34 protein-coding genes and 1 tRNA gene are annotated in these 14214 nt (G+C 71.0%); 28 read left to right on the forward strand and 7 right to left on the reverse strand.

The genetic code is table 11. The features are described 5' to 3' along the window. Position 1 precedes the first annotated feature (1 nt). The 10 genes from ACH4UM_RS18800 (at position 2) to ACH4UM_RS18845 (ending at position 3706) form a co-directional block, all read left to right on the forward strand. On the forward strand, positions 2-841 hold the full coding sequence (locus tag ACH4UM_RS18800) for a hypothetical protein (RefSeq protein WP_398180095.1): 840 nt from the start codon (positions 2-4) through the stop codon (positions 839-841). After that, complete coding sequence (locus tag ACH4UM_RS18805) at positions 841-987, forward strand: hypothetical protein (RefSeq protein ID WP_398180098.1); 147 nt, start codon at positions 841-843, stop codon at positions 985-987. Before ACH4UM_RS18800 ends, ACH4UM_RS18805 begins: the two co-directional genes overlap by 1 nt. Next, positions 984-1274, forward strand: coding sequence for a hypothetical protein (locus ACH4UM_RS18810; protein WP_398180101.1), 291 nt, complete (start codon positions 984-986; stop codon positions 1272-1274). Before ACH4UM_RS18805 ends, ACH4UM_RS18810 begins: the two co-directional genes overlap by 4 nt. After that, positions 1271-1423: a hypothetical protein gene (locus tag ACH4UM_RS18815; RefSeq protein ID WP_398180104.1), complete on the forward strand. Its 153-nt coding sequence runs from the start codon at positions 1271-1273 to the stop codon at positions 1421-1423. Before ACH4UM_RS18810 ends, ACH4UM_RS18815 begins: the two co-directional genes overlap by 4 nt. Before the next feature lie 109 nt (positions 1424-1532). After that, positions 1533-1880: a hypothetical protein gene (locus ACH4UM_RS18820; RefSeq protein WP_398180107.1), complete on the forward strand. Its 348-nt coding sequence runs from the start codon at positions 1533-1535 to the stop codon at positions 1878-1880. After that, on the forward strand, positions 1877-2092 hold the full coding sequence (locus tag ACH4UM_RS18825) for a hypothetical protein (RefSeq protein WP_398180110.1): 216 nt from the start codon (positions 1877-1879) through the stop codon (positions 2090-2092). The genes ACH4UM_RS18820 and ACH4UM_RS18825 overlap by 4 nt, the downstream gene beginning before the upstream one ends. Next, entirely contained in the window at positions 2089-2376 is a 288-nt protein-coding gene (locus ACH4UM_RS18830; RefSeq protein WP_398180113.1) for a hypothetical protein, read from the forward strand. The genes ACH4UM_RS18825 and ACH4UM_RS18830 overlap by 4 nt, the downstream gene beginning before the upstream one ends. Then, positions 2373-3098: a hypothetical protein gene (locus ACH4UM_RS18835; RefSeq protein ID WP_398180116.1), complete on the forward strand. Its 726-nt coding sequence runs from the start codon at positions 2373-2375 to the stop codon at positions 3096-3098. Before ACH4UM_RS18830 ends, ACH4UM_RS18835 begins: the two co-directional genes overlap by 4 nt. Continuing rightward, entirely contained in the window at positions 3098-3463 is a 366-nt protein-coding gene (locus tag ACH4UM_RS18840; protein ID WP_398180119.1) for a hypothetical protein, read from the forward strand. Before ACH4UM_RS18835 ends, ACH4UM_RS18840 begins: the two co-directional genes overlap by 1 nt. A gap of 169 nt (positions 3464-3632) precedes the next feature. Then, positions 3633-3706 (forward strand) — tRNA-Met (locus tag ACH4UM_RS18845). 281 nt (positions 3707-3987) lie between these two features. Here the strand turns inward: ACH4UM_RS18845 and ACH4UM_RS18850 are convergent. From ACH4UM_RS18850 to ACH4UM_RS18860, 3 genes are all read right to left on the reverse strand, one after another. After that, on the reverse strand, positions 3988-4338 hold the full coding sequence (locus ACH4UM_RS18850) for a DUF3761 domain-containing protein (protein ID WP_398180121.1): 351 nt from the start codon (positions 4336-4338) through the stop codon (positions 3988-3990). Positions 4339-4465: 127 nt separating this feature from the next. After that, positions 4466-4903, reverse strand: coding sequence for a DUF6221 family protein (locus ACH4UM_RS18855; protein WP_398180124.1), 438 nt, complete (start codon positions 4901-4903; stop codon positions 4466-4468). Beyond that, complete coding sequence (locus ACH4UM_RS18860) at positions 4896-5201, reverse strand: hypothetical protein (RefSeq protein WP_398180127.1); 306 nt, start codon at positions 5199-5201, stop codon at positions 4896-4898. The genes ACH4UM_RS18855 and ACH4UM_RS18860 overlap by 8 nt, the downstream gene beginning before the upstream one ends. Positions 5202-5398: 197 nt before the next feature. On the opposite strand from ACH4UM_RS18860, the gene ACH4UM_RS18865 reads away from it, so the two are divergent. The 10 genes from ACH4UM_RS18865 to ACH4UM_RS18910 all read left to right on the forward strand — a co-directional run bounded on the left by ACH4UM_RS18865 (position 5399) and on the right by ACH4UM_RS18910 (position 9527). Continuing rightward, on the forward strand, positions 5399-5677 hold the full coding sequence (locus tag ACH4UM_RS18865; protein WP_398180130.1) for a hypothetical protein: 279 nt from the start codon (positions 5399-5401) through the stop codon (positions 5675-5677). After that, on the forward strand, positions 5677-5853 hold the full coding sequence (locus ACH4UM_RS18870; protein ID WP_398180133.1) for a hypothetical protein: 177 nt from the start codon (positions 5677-5679) through the stop codon (positions 5851-5853). Before ACH4UM_RS18865 ends, ACH4UM_RS18870 begins: the two co-directional genes overlap by 1 nt. Further along, a complete protein-coding gene (locus ACH4UM_RS18875; protein ID WP_398180136.1) occupies positions 5853-5984 on the forward strand; it encodes a hypothetical protein in 132 nt (43 codons plus the stop codon). The genes ACH4UM_RS18870 and ACH4UM_RS18875 overlap by 1 nt, the downstream gene beginning before the upstream one ends. Then, positions 5984-6169 carry a hypothetical protein gene (locus ACH4UM_RS18880; protein WP_398180139.1) on the forward strand — a complete coding sequence of 62 codons (186 nt, stop codon included), beginning with the start codon at positions 5984-5986 and terminating at the stop codon, positions 6167-6169. Before ACH4UM_RS18875 ends, ACH4UM_RS18880 begins: the two co-directional genes overlap by 1 nt. 74 nt (positions 6170-6243) lie before the next feature. After that, the gene (locus ACH4UM_RS18885; RefSeq protein ID WP_398180142.1) at positions 6244-7098 is read left to right on the forward strand and encodes a protein transporter Sec31; all 855 of its coding nucleotides are present in this window, start codon (positions 6244-6246) and stop codon (positions 7096-7098) included. Then, positions 7095-7661 (forward strand): hypothetical protein, encoded by a 567-nt coding sequence (locus ACH4UM_RS18890; protein ID WP_398180145.1) that lies wholly within the window; start codon positions 7095-7097, stop codon positions 7659-7661. Before ACH4UM_RS18885 ends, ACH4UM_RS18890 begins: the two co-directional genes overlap by 4 nt. Before the next feature lie 14 nt (positions 7662-7675). After that, positions 7676-8191: a hypothetical protein gene (locus ACH4UM_RS18895; protein ID WP_398180148.1), complete on the forward strand. Its 516-nt coding sequence runs from the start codon at positions 7676-7678 to the stop codon at positions 8189-8191. Next, positions 8191-8865, forward strand: coding sequence for a hypothetical protein (locus ACH4UM_RS18900; RefSeq protein WP_398180150.1), 675 nt, complete (start codon positions 8191-8193; stop codon positions 8863-8865). Before ACH4UM_RS18895 ends, ACH4UM_RS18900 begins: the two co-directional genes overlap by 1 nt. Next, positions 8865-9119: a hypothetical protein gene (locus ACH4UM_RS18905; protein WP_398180153.1), complete on the forward strand. Its 255-nt coding sequence runs from the start codon at positions 8865-8867 to the stop codon at positions 9117-9119. The genes ACH4UM_RS18900 and ACH4UM_RS18905 overlap by 1 nt, the downstream gene beginning before the upstream one ends. Positions 9120-9266: 147 nt before the next feature. Further along, a complete protein-coding gene (locus tag ACH4UM_RS18910; protein WP_398180156.1) occupies positions 9267-9527 on the forward strand; it encodes a hypothetical protein in 261 nt (86 codons plus the stop codon). 69 nt (positions 9528-9596) lie between these two features. On the opposite strand, the gene ACH4UM_RS18915 is transcribed toward ACH4UM_RS18910, so the two are convergent. The 4 genes from ACH4UM_RS18915 to ACH4UM_RS18930 are packed head-to-tail and all read right to left on the reverse strand — an operon-like array spanning position 9597 to position 10658. Further along, a complete protein-coding gene (locus ACH4UM_RS18915; RefSeq protein WP_398180159.1) occupies positions 9597-9809 on the reverse strand; it encodes a hypothetical protein in 213 nt (70 codons plus the stop codon). Then, the gene (locus ACH4UM_RS18920; RefSeq protein WP_398180162.1) at positions 9806-10132 is read right to left on the reverse strand and encodes a hypothetical protein; all 327 of its coding nucleotides are present in this window, start codon (positions 10130-10132) and stop codon (positions 9806-9808) included. The genes ACH4UM_RS18915 and ACH4UM_RS18920 overlap by 4 nt, the downstream gene beginning before the upstream one ends. Then, on the reverse strand, positions 10129-10434 hold the full coding sequence (locus ACH4UM_RS18925; protein WP_398180165.1) for a hypothetical protein: 306 nt from the start codon (positions 10432-10434) through the stop codon (positions 10129-10131). The genes ACH4UM_RS18920 and ACH4UM_RS18925 overlap by 4 nt, the downstream gene beginning before the upstream one ends. Then, entirely contained in the window at positions 10431-10658 is a 228-nt protein-coding gene (locus ACH4UM_RS18930; protein ID WP_398180167.1) for a hypothetical protein, read from the reverse strand. Before ACH4UM_RS18930 ends, ACH4UM_RS18925 begins: the two co-directional genes overlap by 4 nt. 121 nt (positions 10659-10779) lie before the next feature. Between ACH4UM_RS18930 and ACH4UM_RS18935 the strand changes: the two genes are divergently transcribed. The 8 genes from ACH4UM_RS18935 (at position 10780) to ACH4UM_RS18970 (ending at position 14213) form a co-directional block, all read left to right on the forward strand. Beyond that, positions 10780-11118, forward strand: coding sequence for a DUF6011 domain-containing protein (locus ACH4UM_RS18935; RefSeq protein WP_398180169.1), 339 nt, complete (start codon positions 10780-10782; stop codon positions 11116-11118). 17 nt (positions 11119-11135) lie between these two features. Further along, entirely contained in the window at positions 11136-11363 is a 228-nt protein-coding gene (locus ACH4UM_RS18940; protein WP_398180172.1) for a hypothetical protein, read from the forward strand. A gap of 132 nt (positions 11364-11495) precedes the next feature. Then, a complete protein-coding gene (locus ACH4UM_RS18945; protein WP_398180175.1) occupies positions 11496-11828 on the forward strand; it encodes a hypothetical protein in 333 nt (110 codons plus the stop codon). A 16-nt stretch (positions 11829-11844) separates the two neighbouring features. Continuing rightward, positions 11845-12291: a DUF6221 family protein gene (locus ACH4UM_RS18950; protein ID WP_398180177.1), complete on the forward strand. Its 447-nt coding sequence runs from the start codon at positions 11845-11847 to the stop codon at positions 12289-12291. 54 nt (positions 12292-12345) lie between these two features. Continuing rightward, positions 12346-13056 (forward strand): hypothetical protein, encoded by a 711-nt coding sequence (locus ACH4UM_RS18955; protein ID WP_398180180.1) that lies wholly within the window; start codon positions 12346-12348, stop codon positions 13054-13056. A 107-nt stretch (positions 13057-13163) separates the two neighbouring features. After that, the gene (locus ACH4UM_RS18960; protein WP_398180183.1) at positions 13164-13379 is read left to right on the forward strand and encodes a MerR family transcriptional regulator; all 216 of its coding nucleotides are present in this window, start codon (positions 13164-13166) and stop codon (positions 13377-13379) included. Positions 13380-13400: 21 nt separating this feature from the next. Further along, positions 13401-13736 carry a hypothetical protein gene (locus ACH4UM_RS18965; RefSeq protein ID WP_398180186.1) on the forward strand — a complete coding sequence of 112 codons (336 nt, stop codon included), beginning with the start codon at positions 13401-13403 and terminating at the stop codon, positions 13734-13736. 240 nt (positions 13737-13976) lie between these two features. Further along, the gene (locus tag ACH4UM_RS18970) at positions 13977-14213 is read left to right on the forward strand and encodes a hypothetical protein (RefSeq protein WP_398180189.1); all 237 of its coding nucleotides are present in this window, start codon (positions 13977-13979) and stop codon (positions 14211-14213) included. The last annotated feature ends 1 nt before the right edge of the window (position 14214 follow it).

Here is a 14214-nt window from a genome sequence, read left to right on the forward strand (position 1 = left end):
CATGGCCAAGTCGACCGGCCCCGCGTGCGGCAACAACCCGAACCACCCGCTGACCGACGGCGACCGCCAGGCCGTGGACGCGTTCCGGGCCTACCTTGCGGCTCGTGCCGAATTCGGCGTCGCCTCCCACCGCCTCAACCAGATCCAGGACGCCGCTCGGCTCCACCGTGAGCAGCTGATCGGCACGAGCGAGCTGTACGCGGTGATCGAGGCCGAACCCGCCGCCGTGGAGCCGCCCGTGGACCAGGCCGCCGTGTGGGTTGACGGCGACCCCCTCATGGAGGCCATCGCAGCAGCCGCCTACGCGCACTGCCGCACCGGGGACGGCGGCATCGTGCACGACGACCCGCGGAACATCGCCGCCGCGGTCGCCGGGGTGGCGCGCGCCGCCGTCCTCCGCGAAGCCGCCGACGCGCTGGGGGCACTGGACCCGGTGGAGGCCGCACTCGCCGGGGAGCACGCGTGGCACGACGCTGCTGCCCTGCTGCGCCGCCTGGCCAACAAGGAGCAGTCGGACTCGCCCGTCAGGTGCCAGTCCTGCGACCACGAGGCGCAGTACCACGACAGTGACGGCCGGTGCTGGTTCACGGTCGAGCGCGGCACGCCGGGCAGCAACCTGGTGTGCCCGTGTGCCGCCGCGCACACGCGAGACGCTGCCGACGAGGCGCAGCAGCAGCCAGCCACCGAGGCGCCCGAGACCGACCGGACCGCCGCGTACCTCTCCACCCAGTGCGACGCCTGCCGACACACCCTCAACTGGCACCGCAACGACGTCGGATGCACCGTCACGCACTGCGTCTGCGGACGCTTCCGGCCGTCCACCGAGGAGGCGCAGCACTGATGCACCACCTCACCACCACACCCGGACTCTTCGCCCTCGGCGGCCTGGCTGCCTGGTTCGCCGGCTGCCTGTTCTTCGCCGCTTCCGGCATCACCCACTACCGCGAATCCCGCCGCAAGATCCGCGCCGCCCGGAGGAACCCGTGATCATCCACGATGCTGCGACCGCGTTCGTCACCCTCATCGATGCCGCCCTGCTGTGGGCGGGACTGCTCGGCGGTGCGGCCGGGGTCGTCCTGTGCGTGATCGCGTTCGCTGTCGGCCCGCTCGTCGCGCCCCGCGTAAAGCAGGCGGCACGGCGCGCCACGGCCCCGTCGTGGGCGCGCGGCGGCCTCCGGGCCCGGATCTTCGCCCGCACCCGCGCCAGACGCCACGGCGGCCGCACAGCCCCGTGGGTGCACAGCCAGCCACTCGACTACGAGGAAGCCGCATGAACCTCGCCCTCGCTCTCCTCGGCTCGTTCGCAGCCGGCGCCACCATCGGCCGCGGCCTCCTCACCCGCCGACACGCCGCTCTACTCCGCAATCACTACGACTTCTACGGTGCCGACCTCATCGACTCCCGCCACCAGGACCAGCCGTGATCGCCTGCGCGGTCCTCAGTGTCGTCGCCAGCCCGTTCACCTCCGCGCTCCTGCTCGACCTCCGCCGGGCAGGGCGCGCCCTCCATCACCACACCCACCGGAGCACCCGATGACCACACCCGCCGACGAACTCCGCACCGCAGCGGCGAAGCTGCGCCGCCTTGCTGACGCCGCAACGCCCGGCCCGTGGCAGCAGACCGGGATCGGCGACTACGGATGGACCGTCAGCTTCAGCCGTCCTGGTGTCGGGGTCGAAGCCGAGGACAGCGACCAAGGCCGGGTGGACGCCAACTACATCGCCGCCATGCACCCCGGCGTCGGAGCGGAGATCGTCAAGTGGCTGGACATCGCAACCGAGTACGCCGAGCGCTGGCAGCCCGACGCCCAGACCAACAGCCCGTTCCGACTCGGAGCCCTCGCCGTCGCCCGCGCGATCAACGGCGGTGAGCAGCGATGACGTTCCACTACACCGACCCCGACGGCGACCACCTCCGTGTCGACCCCTTCCCCACCCCCGACGGCCCCCACATCACCATCCGCGCCGAGGACTGGAGCTACGGAACGGACGCCATCGGCCAAGCCACCGTCCTCATCCCCGTCGACCGCGTCGAGGAGCTGGTCGCTGGCATCCGCGACACCGCACGCCAGGCTGCCGGAGGCCAGCCGTGATCCGCGTCATCCGCTACACCGCCCGCCTCCTCCAACTCGCCACGCTGCTCTGGGCTGGCCTGGCCATCTGCCTCGCCGCAGCACACCAGTGGGACCACGCCCTCGCCGCCGCCGGCCTCGCCATCGCCCTCCACGCCAGCGCCCACCACCTCCAACGCCGCGCCCGACGCGAGGAACTCATCGAGGCCCGGCTCGCCCAACTCCCCGACGCCGAGCTCAGCCCGGCCGAGCGCGCCGCGTTCGACGAGATCACCAGCCGCTACAACCACGGGACCACCACATGACCGACCGCCCCACCGCCTCAACGATCACCGACCAACAACTCGACGACCTGTACGCCCAACTCGCCGCGTTCCGCCAGGTGGCCCGCGGCTACTGCCCGGCCTGCGGGCGAGGCGACGCCGCGCCCACCGTCACCGACTGGGAGAACGAGCGGGAGCGCGCCGACCAGGCCGAGGAGCTTCTCCGCATCGCGCACGACACGTCCAACAGGTCCGAGGCCGAACGCGCCCGTGCGGTACAACGCGTCGAGCGCGTGGAGAAGGAACGCGACGGCATCAACCGCATGTACCTCACCGCCATGGGCGATCTCGGCATCGCCTTCAACCGCCTCGACAACATCCGCGTCCTCGTCAGGCGAGTTGCCAGCACCACCGCGGCGGGCATCAGCGACTACGACATCGGTCGGCACGACCTCGCCCAAGCCGTCCTCGACACCCTCGCCCAGCAGCCCGCACCGGGCACGGCAGCGACCCGAGCGACCGACATCCACGTCTACCTGTCCACCAGCTGCCTCCACGGCGAGCACGACTACTGCCGGTCCCACACCGGGCTCAGCGGGGCGAAGAAACCGGCACAGTGCAAGTTCTGCGCCGCCCCCTGCACCTGCCCATGCCACCAGCAGCAGCCCGCCCACGACGCCGGACCGAGCGTGCGGGAAGCCGCCACCGACGACCTGACGCACTGGACCCAACGGCAGTGGGCCGGCGGAGAGGCGGGCGAGTGATGGGAACGAACTACTACGTCCACACCCCGGCGTGTGCGAACGCCTGCGAACACTGCTCCGCGTCCGAGGAACTGCACCTTGGGAAGTCCTCGATGGGCTGGCGTTTCTGCTTCCAGGCCGAGCCCGACTGGCCGCACGAACAGGCGTACAGCCTGTGGCTTCAGCGCGCGAAGTCCGGTGAGATCCGCGACGAGTACGGCGAGCCTGTCACCCTGGACGGACTCCTCGCCCTGATCGAAGCCAAGCAGGACGGCCGCAGCCATACCGACTACACCGGTGCGCCGCGCGGCTTCCTGTACGACAGCATGCGCAACGCCGACTTTGATTGCGACGGCTACGACTTCTGCGACCGGTACTTCACATGACCGGGCCACGGATCCTTTCGCCGCGTCTCCCGCTCCGCACCCGCACCCGCCTGGCCATCCAGCAGCGCATTGACCGCGTAGGCGGATGGCTCGCCCAGCACGGGCATCCCGGCGCGGCGGAACGACTGTGGCGCGCCTGCCGCATGCTGTAGCGCGTAGACTTGGAGGCCGCGGGGTGGAGCAGCGCGGTAGCTCGCTGGGCTCATAACCCAGAGGTCGTCAGTTCAAATCTGGCCCCCGCTACTAGCCCGGCGCCAACCGGGCAGGGATATCTCAAGGCCTGAGTGCTCCCACCAAGAACGCCCCTCCACCACGGAGGGGCGTTCTGGCATCCTGAACCCAGCGCGCCCGTCTGCCACCGGCGGCCGTGGCACCCGGGGAGTCCGGCACAGGCGGGCGGGCAGCGGGGCAGCATAATCAGGCGGACCTTCCGCCGACACCTGACGGTGACGGCGCCGCTCCACCCAGACAGCGGACGGCCCGCCTCAATCCCCGAGGCGGGCCGCCCTCACGCCGTCACGCTGTCACCGGTACCAGTACCTGACCCCGTGGTGACGCGAACAGGTACCCCGAAAGTGCGCCGAGTACGAGTAGGTGCCATCCCAGCACTTCGCTGTCGCGCCACGCGGATGCTTACTACCGGCCTTGCAGACGCCCGTCGTGTGGTGCGCGCATGATGCCGCAGCCGCCGGCGTGGCCGCCGCGACCGGCACGAGCAGCGCCCCGGCGACCGCGGCCGCCGCCAGCGCGGACCTGAATCTGGTGAGCACGAAAGGGCCCCCCTTCTGTCGGTGAGCGGGGATCGTTTCACGTGCGTGCCGTCGCATGGCCCGCGGCCAGGGCGGCGTCACACGAAAGGTGGGGAAGGCCGGCATCCCCGCACGGTTGCGGGACGGTCGGGGTAAAGCGGCCGCGTGTTACGGCAGAGGACGAGTAGGCCGACATTCGCACAGGCATGACGCTGCCCCCGCCTCCACGAGAGACGGGGGCATCGGCGCGCGGCTACGGCCGCCAGTCGTCGCGGTAGCCGGGCCGGTCCGCGTAGGGCAGGGCGAGCAGCTTTACAGCATCGTGCAGCGCGAGAAATGCGCCAGCGGACGCGAGGTCGTCCGGGTGGGCGCGCCGGTTCTCCCATGCACGCTCGTACCGCTCGACGAGCCGCCGCTTGGCGTCGGTCTCGCGCAGCACCCGAGCCGGATCATGCGCGGCAATGAAGGCAGCCTGCCGAGCGCCAAGCGGGTTATCGAGCAGCTCAGGCAACCCGGTGGCCGGGTCAGTGTTGTACGTCAGCACTTGATTGCCGCTGTCGTCGTAGATGGCGCCATCGCCGCGTTCGAATGCCAGCAGGTTCCAGCAGTCTCCGCCGTCCTTCTTGGCTTCGCGCACCCACAGCTCGTCTTCGTCGAGCTGCTCGCCGAGCCACCGCACCAACTCATCCATCCTGCGCCTCCGACTTCGCCCGGTCCTTCCACGAGCCGGTGTGCCCACGGATGATGTCCTGCACCACGCCGGCGGACATCTCCAGCCGGGCCGCGATCGTCCTGATCGGCACCGGCGGATCCTGGGCGCGCAGGGCGAGTACGAGATCCCGGCGCTCGGCGTGCCAGCCCTTCACCCGCCGCGCCTGAAGCGCCAGCACGCGGTTCCTCGCCCGCACCCGCTCCTCAAGATCCGCGATGCGGTCGACGTCTTCGAGGGCTTCCGACACCCGCTGTACCTCCTCGATCTCGTCGCTCACGCCCGCTCCTTCCCTGCCTGGCGGGAAGCGGCATGCCCCGACTGTCTTGCATGGGGACCATACATGCCTGTACGGTCCCCATACAACGGACGGGGAGCCACTTCCCTTCCGTAGATCAACAAAGCCCCGGCCCGGAGTTGCCGCTCCATATGGGCCGGGGCGGACCCACCCCGAAGCGATCGAAGGAGCAGGCCCTGATGCCTGAGCGTACCGACCAGCCCTTACCGCAGCCCAGCCCCGCCATCGAGCCGTGGCCCGACGCCGTCATCGCCCGCTACCTCACCGTCGCGGGCGCCACCGTCGACATCACGCGTGACAGGAACCCGCAATGGCGCTGTGCTGCCTGCCCCGGAACCAGCGTTGGCGCGTACACGGGCCCCTTCGGGACCCCGTTCACCCTGAACGCCATCCACGAGCAGGCGCAGGCCCACGCGGAGAAGTGCCGCGCTCTGCCCCGCCAGGCGGTGACCAACTGATGGCCCGCAAGATCAGCACGCAGCAGCCCAACCAGATCGCAGGCCAGCCAGCCACCGTACAGGCCTGCACCGCCGACCACGCCCGGCGCGACCAGACCGGCCAAGCCGCCACCCAACACGGCACCGTCTACGCGTCCGCCCAGGACGGCATCCCCCGCACCACCGGAGGCCGCTGATGGACGCCTTCGAGCGGCGCATGTACGAGGCCAGCGAGGACGTGCACGCCCGCATCGAACGAGGCGAAGTCACGGACGCCCACGCCGAGCTACTGCAGGCCCACGCCGACGCCAGCGACGGGGAGGACTGATGGGCCTCCTCGACCGACTCCTCGGCAACGACCACCAGCGCGCCGCCACCAAGTACGCCGGCCGCGAGTCCGCCACCGACCGGGCCGCCCGCCAACGCCGCGAGAACCACCGGCGCCGCGGCATCGCCAAGGCCGCCCGCCAGGCAGAGAAGTGGGAGCAGCAGGACCGCCGCCGCTTCCGCTGACCCCACCCGAGACCGGCCGCCCCCGCGAATCCCCCGGCGGGGGCGGCCTTCCCTTTCGCTCCCGGAGGAGCACCGTGAAGACGCGCACCGTCCAGCGCACCCGCCTCGTCCCCCACACCGTCAACGGCAAGACCGAGATGGTCCTCGACCGCTACACCGTCGACCTCCCCGTACCGCCCCGCGACTGGGACCGCACCGTCCTCAACACGGTCACTGCCACCGCCGGACTCCTCGTCGCCGTCACCGTCGTCTGGTCCACCGCATCCATCGGCGACCTCCTCGCCCGCGTCACCATCGCTCCCGCTGCCTACGCAGCCGCCGTCGCGTTCGACCTCGCGTGGATCCTGTGCATGGCCGTCGAGTGGCTCGCCCGCTACGACCCGGCGCGCGCCGCCCTGCCGCGGCGGATGGGCCACGGCGCGCTCGCCGTCGCCATGCTCGCCGTCGGCGCGCACGGCTGGCTCTTCGCGCAGATCACCATCGGCGTCATCGGCGCCGCCGTGTCCGGCATCGTCAAGACCCTGTGGACGATCGTCCTGCGCCACCACGCCAAGCCGCTCGACGACAAGACGCAGCAGTGGGTCGACAAGCAGCGCGCCGAGGCTGGCGGGGAGTTGGCCATGGTGGCGATCAACCGGGAGCTGACCCGGGCCCGCGGGCAGGTCGCGGCCGAGCGGCGCGCCCTGGAGATGGCCGCCGGCCCGGACCGTCCGGACGCGGATCCGGACCAGTCCGGACAGTCCGCGGACGATCCGGACCCGAATCCGCTGCCGACGCTGGCCGGGCCGATGACCGTGAAGGACGCGGTCCGGACCGCGAAGGACTCCGGGATCCGCGACGCGGACGCCGTGCTCCGCTACGTCCGCCAGGTCGCCGACGCGAACGCCAAGCCGGACACCGTGGCCCGTTATCTGAGGGGGGCGTCATGAGCGACACCCGGCCCGGCGCGGACGAGCTCCGCATCCGCAGCATCCTGAAGAAACGCGGCGTCGGCCCCGACGCACAACCGCCCGAACTCCCGCCCGGCCCGCCCCCGGCCGGCTTCGAACCAGCCAGCGAGTGGTGGGAGCACAAGCCCCCCACCACCGAGGAGACCGAGCCCGACAACGACGAACAGCCCGACAAACCACCGGTCTTCGCCCCACAACCCGGCTACTACCCGCGCCCCCACACGCCGGCCTTCATCGACCGATCCCACCACCGTGCCGAGGCCGCGCTCAGCCCCCGCACCCGCAGCCTGCTCTACAACGCATCCGCCGCCGGAACCGGCTGGCTCCTCGGCCTCTACCACCAGCTCGCCGCAGCGATCGCCGACTGCGGCCAGCACTACAGCGTCAACGGCGCCCTCGTCCTCGGCGCAGGCGGCAGCCTCCTCATCGCCCACTTCTGGGACCGCCGCACCCGCCACTGGTGGACCGGCCTCGCATGGGCTGCCCGCATCCCCCTCGCCACCGCCATCCTCGCGCTCGCCCTGTGGGCGCCCGCAGCCTGAACAGGAAGAACACCGTGATCACAGACATGCTCGCCGCGGCCCCCAGCATCAGCGTCCAGGGCGGGCGCATCCTCGGCAGCGTCGGCGCCGGAGGCATGGCCACCGCCCTCACCCTGTTCCTGTGGGCCGGGATCCGCGAGCCCAAGGGCGCCGCAGCCGCCAGCGGCCCGGGCGGTGCCGGCGGCGGCGGGAAGAAAGGCCGCATCCGTAAGCGCCTCACCTCCGACCAGGCCCAATGGGTTGGCGTCGCGGCAGGCACGTTCTACATGACCGCCAGGTCCTTCTGGACCGTGGGGCAGAACCTGTCCCACGCGTTCGCGTCGGTGTTCACCAACGGCGGGTTCGGCGCGGCCGGGCTGGGCGCCGTCAGCCTAATCCTGGCGGGGCTCATGTACTTCCGGCAGATGGCCCCGGGGTGGGCGGCGCTCACCGGGATCGTCGCCGCTGGGGTGTGGGCGCAGGCTGGCGGGATTTGGGGCCTGCCGCAGGCCCTGATCATCACTGGTGGACACGCGATCGGGGTCGTCTAGTGAAGATCGTTAAGGGGCTGGGGGAGCGGCCACGCCTCCCCCACTGGGCAGTCGCCGAAGTGCGCCCGATCCTGGCCTTCGCCGGGGCGGGCGCCGCCCTGTGGGCCGGGACGTGCGAGCTGGTGCGCCGCGGCTGGACAGGGCTCGGCGAGCGCCTCGACCTGCGGGAACGGCTCGGTGCCCTGGCCGTCGGCGGGTACGTCACCGTCTACAGCTGCGCGCACGCCCCACACGTCGCCCGCTTCGCCATCCCGGCCGCCGCCGTGGCGTGGTGCGTGGCTGCCTGGTGGGTCGCGCCGCCAGCCGTCGACGCACCCGAGCCGAAAGCCGAGGCCATGGCCGCCCGGGACGGCTTCGTCCTGTGGCTCCTGCAGCTGATGGGCGACCAGCCCGGCGTCCACCTCCGCGAGTTGTACCCGGCGATGCGTCAACTGCCCGGCCACGCCGACCGCGACGACGCCCAGCTGCGGGCAGCGCTGCGCACCCTCGGCATCCCCGTCCGGCGCAGCCTCCGCACCGGCGGGATCGCCGGCCGCTCAGGTGTCGCACGGGCCGACCTCACGCCCCTTCCCTCCCCTGGCGGAGAGCCGAGCGTGGAGAGCAGCGGAGACGCAGGTCAGAGCGCGGATTCTCCACCTGTCTCCGCGCTTGGAGAGCGAGTGGAGAGCGTCTGATGCCCTACGTGTACCGCTGCCGCACCTGCCGCGCGAGCAGCCCGCCCCGGCCTCACCGGGCCGACGCCGAAGCCTGCCGGCAGCAGCACCGCGACGACGAACACGGCGGCCTGGTCCCGGCCGGTGAGTCCATCGAGCGGGTGCCCGGAAGTAGCCGGGACCCGGACGCCCGGTACGTGGACACGCGCGTGCTGCTGGTTGGGCTGCTGCTCTTGGTGGTTGCGGAGGCGGTGGTTCGGCTCTTCGGGAGCTGATGTGCCTGCCACACTGAGACTGGGCCCCGCCGTGCCTCCCCCGTCGCGGCGGGGCCCTTCCATGTCACGGTTCGAGCACACTGCCTTCACGCCGCCCTCACGGGCGCGCATCATGCGGCGGACAGCGAACGACCGCAAGGGGTGGGGATGTCCAGCTACAGCGACGTGCAGCGCGCGGTGAGAGTGGAGAAGTTCCGGATCTGGTTCGCGTGGGTCTGCGCCGGCGTGATCGCGCTGATCGTCGGCCGGGCGGTCGCGGGCTTGGGTGTGGTGGGCACGGTCGTGCAGGTGCTGGCCGCCGCGGGGTGGCTGGCGTTGACGGTGGCCGCGTTCCGGATGACGGGGGCGCTGAACCGGCGGGCTGAAGCGGCGCGGCGTGAGGTGCTCGGCGGCGACTACCCGGGCTGACCTGGGACATGCTGCGGCCCCGCTCCGGATCCGTCCGGGCGGGGCCGTCGTCATGCGGTGGGCTGTGCCTTACGGCCGCACTTCGAAAACCTCGGCTGCGGCTCCGTCGTCGCGGGTCTCGAAGCGGCCGGTTGCAGTGGCGACCGCGTCCCCCCACTGGTACTGGCCGTACTGCTCGGGGAGCGTTGCCCGGTCGAACCACTTGCCATCCAGGCCGTGCGGCAGGAAGCCCGGCGGAAGGTCAGGAGCGGCGCGCACGACGATGTAGTCCGGCTCGCTCATGTGGTGGGCTCCTCGTCCAGTCGACGGCGCGCATACTCCTCGTAAGAGACCACGGACGCGAGCGGGGCGAGCCGGAGCCCAGCCCGGCGCAGGAACTCCTCCAGCTCGATCTCGCCGCGCCACGGGTCATCCGGGTCGCGGAACTCGGCGACGTACCCGCCTGGTGCTACATCCCATCCCTCCGGGCCGGGTGCCTCGTAGGCGTCAACGGTGCCGCGTCCGAAGCGGTAGCGCAGGTAGAGGTATTGGCCGTCGACTGTCCAGGCGTCCCATTGGGAGGGGACGGAGGGGCAGGTGCAGACGACGCGGGCGAGGGCTGTCACGTGGGCTCCTCGTCCGGGCGCACCGGGCCCGCGCTAGGAGCGGTGGCACGGCAGTGGTGCCAAGGGCCGGGAGTACTTGCCATTCGCGGCGTAACGTTCCCCACCGATCCGCATCGCGGGCACTGCCACTGGTGGCTTCCTGGGGCCCAGTCCAGTTCGTAGACCGTGAGGCCGCGCTGTTGCTCGGCCAGCTCGTGCGCGTGCGTGGCCAGCGCGGCAAGGACGAGCCGCTCATCCTCGGCCGCTGACTGACCAGGCCGCCGGGTGGCCAGCGCGGTCATCAGGTCCTGGTACGCGCTCATGCGGTCTTCTCCTCGCTGCTCGCCGACCACGGGCCGGACGGCGGTCGCTCGGGCAGTCTCGCGCCGGGCCGGCGCATGTACCAGCGGATGAACTCGCGGACGACTGCGGCGCGGGGGCTTCGGCCGGTGGGGTGCTGTCTCTTCGCGGCGTCCTCGAACGGGCCCCATTCGTCGTCGGGGATACGCATCTGGCGAGGCTTGTCGTAGTCGGTGGCGTCGGTCATGAGCCCAAGGTACCGCCGCAAGTTCGTAGCTACAACTAGTCGACTCAACCCCCTTGTTTTGTAGCTACGAGAGGCGTAGTTTTGTAGCTACAAGAAAACGCCGCACCGCACGGAGGTCGCAATGCAGAACACCACCCACACCCACTGCCTCCGCTGCGGCCGCACCCTCACCTCCGCCAAGTCCGTCACCGCCGGCTACGGCCCCACCTGCGCCCGCCACATCCGCCACGCCGAGCGCGCTGTCGACACCACCGACTACAAGCCCCACCAGATCGCCTCCGCCCACGAACTCATCGAAGACGGCGGCATCATCCTCATCCGCGGCCACGTCTTCGCCGCCGTCTCCACCGACGGCACCGAGACCCACCTCGCCCACCCCGCCGCCTGCAACTGCAAGGCCGGCCTCAAGGGCACCCGCTGCTACCACCAGCTCGCCGCGCGCATGCTCCTCGCCGCCTGAAACCGAAGGAACCCGCCATGACCTACACCCCCGCCACCGGAGACCGCATCATCGTTCGCCGAACCCCCGGCAACCACGGCCGGATCGGCGTCATGACCGGCCTCGTCCTCGACGTCCGCACCATCGGCGGCGTGCCCGGCATCCTGCACTTCCAGTGCGACCAGGGCGGGTGCGTCTACCTCGCCACCAACGAGCAGATGGCTGAGATCGGGGTGACGCAGACGATCCAGCGCGCACCCGACTGACCACCGCACGCCAGAGGGCCCGCCCCCACGCCAGAGGGACGGGCCCTTCGGCGTGTGCGAACTTCCGAACAGGCCGTCACAAATCCATCACACCGCCCCCATGTGGCGCTCGCAGCCCCCACGATCGCCCGCATGACCCGAACCCTCACCGCCACCGCCGCCGCTGTCCTCGCCGCCGCTGTCCTCGCCGGCTGTTCCAGCAGCGCCCCCAGCACCAAGCAGAAGGAGTACGCCGACGCGGTGGCTGCCGCGGACCCGGACGACTTCGGCGGCATCGCCACGAACGACCTCGCGAGCACTCTCGGGGACGAGGGCGAGAAGGTCTGCGATCAGTTGAAGATTTCTTTCGCGGACGCGGCGGCGTTCGCCAAGCTTGCCCGGTCGGAGAAGGAAGCCTCGGCACTCATCACAGCCGCGGTGCTCGTGGACTGCCCGGACCAGAAGAGCAAGATCCCGGCGGGCTGAGCCGCATACTTGCGGCATGGCGAACACGGATCGCATGGTGGTGTGGCTAAGGGAGGCCATGGACGCGGCCCAGCACGACGCGGAAGCGGCAGGCGGGGACGCGTGGTCCGTCGTGGAGGGCGCACGCCTCCTTGACGCCCGTGACGGCCAACTCGTCGAGGTCGGACGCGAGCCTGGGACGCGCATCATCGGTGGAGGCCGCCTGATCGCCACCGGTCCGGCGCTCGTCCTGCCGCACATCGCCCGCCAGGACCCGGCCGCAGTGCTGCGCCGGATCGCCGCCGACCGGCAGATACTCGACCTGCACGCCGACAACGGCTACGGCGAGTGCACGACCTGCTCGGCCCCCGACTGCACCGCGGAGGTCAACGGCGTGGAGTACGAGATGCTTGCGCACGCGCCCTCCCCATGCACCACCGTGCGCCTGCTCGCCGAAGGCTGGGGCTGGACCACCGGCGAGTGATCATCACCTAGGCACACTGGGCCTCAACACCCTCAGCACACCGGGAGGCCCGCCGTGCCCGCTCCCTGTCCTGGTCCCTGCAACAACGCCTGGCGGCGCGCCGAGCAGCAACTCGCCGCCGACGGCACCCCCCACGACATACCCGTCACCTGGGGCCAGCCCGTCCACTGCCCCCGCTGCGCCAGCCGCGCTCACGCCCAACTCGCCGAGCTCCCCGAACTCGTCGTCGCCATCAGCCTCGAAGCCCTCTGCGGCACCGCACCGAAGACCACCGGAACGATTGGCCGTGCCGGCGCCGTGGCGTGGCCGGGGCAGGCCGCTCGGCTCCTCACGGACCACATCGTCGGAGGGCTCCTGGAAGTGGAGGACGACCTCCGCGACCTCCGCCACCTGCCGCACCGACCTGGCCGGGGCACGGAAGGCAGGGACGTCACCGGCACCGTCCGCTTCCTGGCCGCACACCTCGACTGGGCCCTCACACAGCATCCGTGCGCCGAGGAGACTCACGACAGGAAATCCGGCAACCCGGCCGCCCAGATCGGCGGCTGGCACCGCGCGGCACTCCGCTTCACCCGCCGGGACGCTCGCCTGGAGCACTACCGGATCCCGTGTCCGCGCTGCGAGTTGCTGACCCTGTTCCGCGCTGACGGCGACGACTACATCGAATGCCGCAACATCAACTGCCAGCTCCTCCTCACCCCCGCCGAGTACTTCGAACACACCCGGCGGCTGGCCTCCGAATGCCAGGTAGCCCGAGCGGCTTGACGCTGATCGAAAAGTCGTGTCAGATTTGCGGCGGACAACTATGCCTCCGAAAGGGCCCCGGACACGCATCCGGGGCCCTTTCGCGTACCCGCCGGGAGGAGGCCCCGATGTTCCTCGACTGCGACCTCGAACAAGCCATCTGGACGACCACGGAGGCCGCCGAAGCCGCTGGAGTCACCCCTGACGTGATCTATCAGTGGAAGCGGCGCGGCAAACTCGTCCCGGTCAACCGGCGCGGCTGGCCCCGCTACCGGGCCATGGACGTCCTTCGCGCCGAACAGTCCACCCGCCAGCGCGCCGGTCGCACGCACGTTGCCGCGTAGCCGCACCCCTCGGAGTCCCTAATGCCCGATCGTCATCGTCTCGTTCTGCGTGGCTCCGGCGACCCGGCCACGTTCACGGTCGAGCTCGACGGCGAGCCGCTCACGTTCGTGTCCCGTGTCGAGCTGGTCGTCGACGCCCGCGGTGCGGCCGAGGTGCGACTGACCGTGCCCGGCGCGCTGGTCGAGACCGACGCTGATGTCGAGGCGTTCGTCGCCGCGCACACGCCCGCAGACGACAGCGGCTCCACTCACGAGCCGACCGTGCACGTCGCCCTCAGCGACATCGAACAGCACACCCTCGACGCCGCCGTACGCCGTGTCCTCCGGCACGTAGACGTCCGCCGCCGCCCGCGCTGAGGGTCGCGGCTGGCGGCGGACCCCAACCAGCCTGCGGAGGCGACGTCATGGACCCGATGGACCTCATCCGCCTCGTCCTCGCCGCGCACTACCGGTGGACATGGGAGCAGGTCGCGTCGATCCCGGACCATCTGCTGATCGCCGTCCTCGACGCCTGACCGCAGCACACCGACTCCTGCTACCCGGACCTCCACGCACCCGGGCAGCAGGCCACAACGGCCCTCACCGAAGGAGACCCTCGTGTCCGCTTTCACCGACCGCCTGCACGCCTTCTTCTCCCGCTTCGCCGAGGTCTCCCACGAGGACCTCGTCAAGGTCGAGGCCGCTGTCGAGGAGAAGATCCAGCCACTCGTCACCGAGGCCCGCGACGAGCTGAAGCAGGAACTGGCCACCGTCGAGCAGCAACTCAAGACGGACCTCGCCGCCCTCGAAGCGAAGGTCGAGCAGCTCCTCAACGCCGGACCCGCAGCGAGCTGAT

The sequence above is a fragment of the Streptomyces sp. NPDC020801 genome (genome assembly GCF_044334385.1).
Taxonomy (GTDB): Bacteria; Actinomycetota; Actinomycetes; order Streptomycetales; family Streptomycetaceae; genus Streptomyces.

Excerpts from the sequence above, each read along its gene's own strand:
- ACH4UM_RS18820 (WP_398180107.1), top strand. The coding sequence starts at position 1,533 with ATGACCACACCCGCCGACGAACTCCGCACCGCAGCGGCGAAGCTGCGC.
- ACH4UM_RS18800 (WP_398180095.1), top strand. The coding sequence starts at position 2 with ATGGCCAAGTCGACCGGCCCCGCGTGCGGCAACAACCCGAACCACCCG.
- ACH4UM_RS18890 (WP_398180145.1), top strand. The coding sequence starts at position 7,095 with ATGAGCGACACCCGGCCCGGCGCGGACGAGCTCCGCATCCGCAGCATC.
- ACH4UM_RS18945 (WP_398180175.1), top strand. The coding sequence starts at position 11,496 with ATGACCCGAACCCTCACCGCCACCGCCGCCGCTGTCCTCGCCGCCGCT.
- ACH4UM_RS18855 (WP_398180124.1), bottom strand. The coding sequence starts at position 4,903 with ATGGATGAGTTGGTGCGGTGGCTCGGCGAGCAGCTCGACGAAGACGAG.
- ACH4UM_RS18870 (WP_398180133.1), top strand. The coding sequence starts at position 5,677 with ATGGCCCGCAAGATCAGCACGCAGCAGCCCAACCAGATCGCAGGCCAG.
- ACH4UM_RS18865 (WP_398180130.1), top strand. The coding sequence starts at position 5,399 with ATGCCTGAGCGTACCGACCAGCCCTTACCGCAGCCCAGCCCCGCCATC.
- ACH4UM_RS18960 (WP_398180183.1), top strand. The coding sequence starts at position 13,164 with ATGTTCCTCGACTGCGACCTCGAACAAGCCATCTGGACGACCACGGAG.
- ACH4UM_RS18835 (WP_398180116.1), top strand. The coding sequence starts at position 2,373 with ATGACCGACCGCCCCACCGCCTCAACGATCACCGACCAACAACTCGAC.
- ACH4UM_RS18825 (WP_398180110.1), top strand. The coding sequence starts at position 1,877 with ATGACGTTCCACTACACCGACCCCGACGGCGACCACCTCCGTGTCGAC.
- ACH4UM_RS18815 (WP_398180104.1), top strand. The coding sequence starts at position 1,271 with ATGAACCTCGCCCTCGCTCTCCTCGGCTCGTTCGCAGCCGGCGCCACC.
- ACH4UM_RS18905 (WP_398180153.1), top strand. The coding sequence starts at position 8,865 with ATGCCCTACGTGTACCGCTGCCGCACCTGCCGCGCGAGCAGCCCGCCC.
- ACH4UM_RS18875 (WP_398180136.1), top strand. The coding sequence starts at position 5,853 with ATGGACGCCTTCGAGCGGCGCATGTACGAGGCCAGCGAGGACGTGCAC.
- ACH4UM_RS18950 (WP_398180177.1), top strand. The coding sequence starts at position 11,845 with ATGGCGAACACGGATCGCATGGTGGTGTGGCTAAGGGAGGCCATGGAC.
- ACH4UM_RS18935 (WP_398180169.1), top strand. The coding sequence starts at position 10,780 with ATGCAGAACACCACCCACACCCACTGCCTCCGCTGCGGCCGCACCCTC.
- ACH4UM_RS18880 (WP_398180139.1), top strand. The coding sequence starts at position 5,984 with ATGGGCCTCCTCGACCGACTCCTCGGCAACGACCACCAGCGCGCCGCC.
- ACH4UM_RS18840 (WP_398180119.1), top strand. The coding sequence starts at position 3,098 with ATGGGAACGAACTACTACGTCCACACCCCGGCGTGTGCGAACGCCTGC.
- ACH4UM_RS18850 (WP_398180121.1), bottom strand. The coding sequence starts at position 4,338 with ATGCCGGCCTTCCCCACCTTTCGTGTGACGCCGCCCTGGCCGCGGGCC.
- ACH4UM_RS18925 (WP_398180165.1), bottom strand. The coding sequence starts at position 10,434 with ATGAGCGCGTACCAGGACCTGATGACCGCGCTGGCCACCCGGCGGCCT.
- ACH4UM_RS18805 (WP_398180098.1), top strand. The coding sequence starts at position 841 with ATGCACCACCTCACCACCACACCCGGACTCTTCGCCCTCGGCGGCCTG.
- ACH4UM_RS18915 (WP_398180159.1), bottom strand. The coding sequence starts at position 9,809 with ATGAGCGAGCCGGACTACATCGTCGTGCGCGCCGCTCCTGACCTTCCG.
- ACH4UM_RS18940 (WP_398180172.1), top strand. The coding sequence starts at position 11,136 with ATGACCTACACCCCCGCCACCGGAGACCGCATCATCGTTCGCCGAACC.
- ACH4UM_RS18965 (WP_398180186.1), top strand. The coding sequence starts at position 13,401 with ATGCCCGATCGTCATCGTCTCGTTCTGCGTGGCTCCGGCGACCCGGCC.
- ACH4UM_RS18930 (WP_398180167.1), bottom strand. The coding sequence starts at position 10,658 with ATGACCGACGCCACCGACTACGACAAGCCTCGCCAGATGCGTATCCCC.
- ACH4UM_RS18910 (WP_398180156.1), top strand. The coding sequence starts at position 9,267 with ATGTCCAGCTACAGCGACGTGCAGCGCGCGGTGAGAGTGGAGAAGTTC.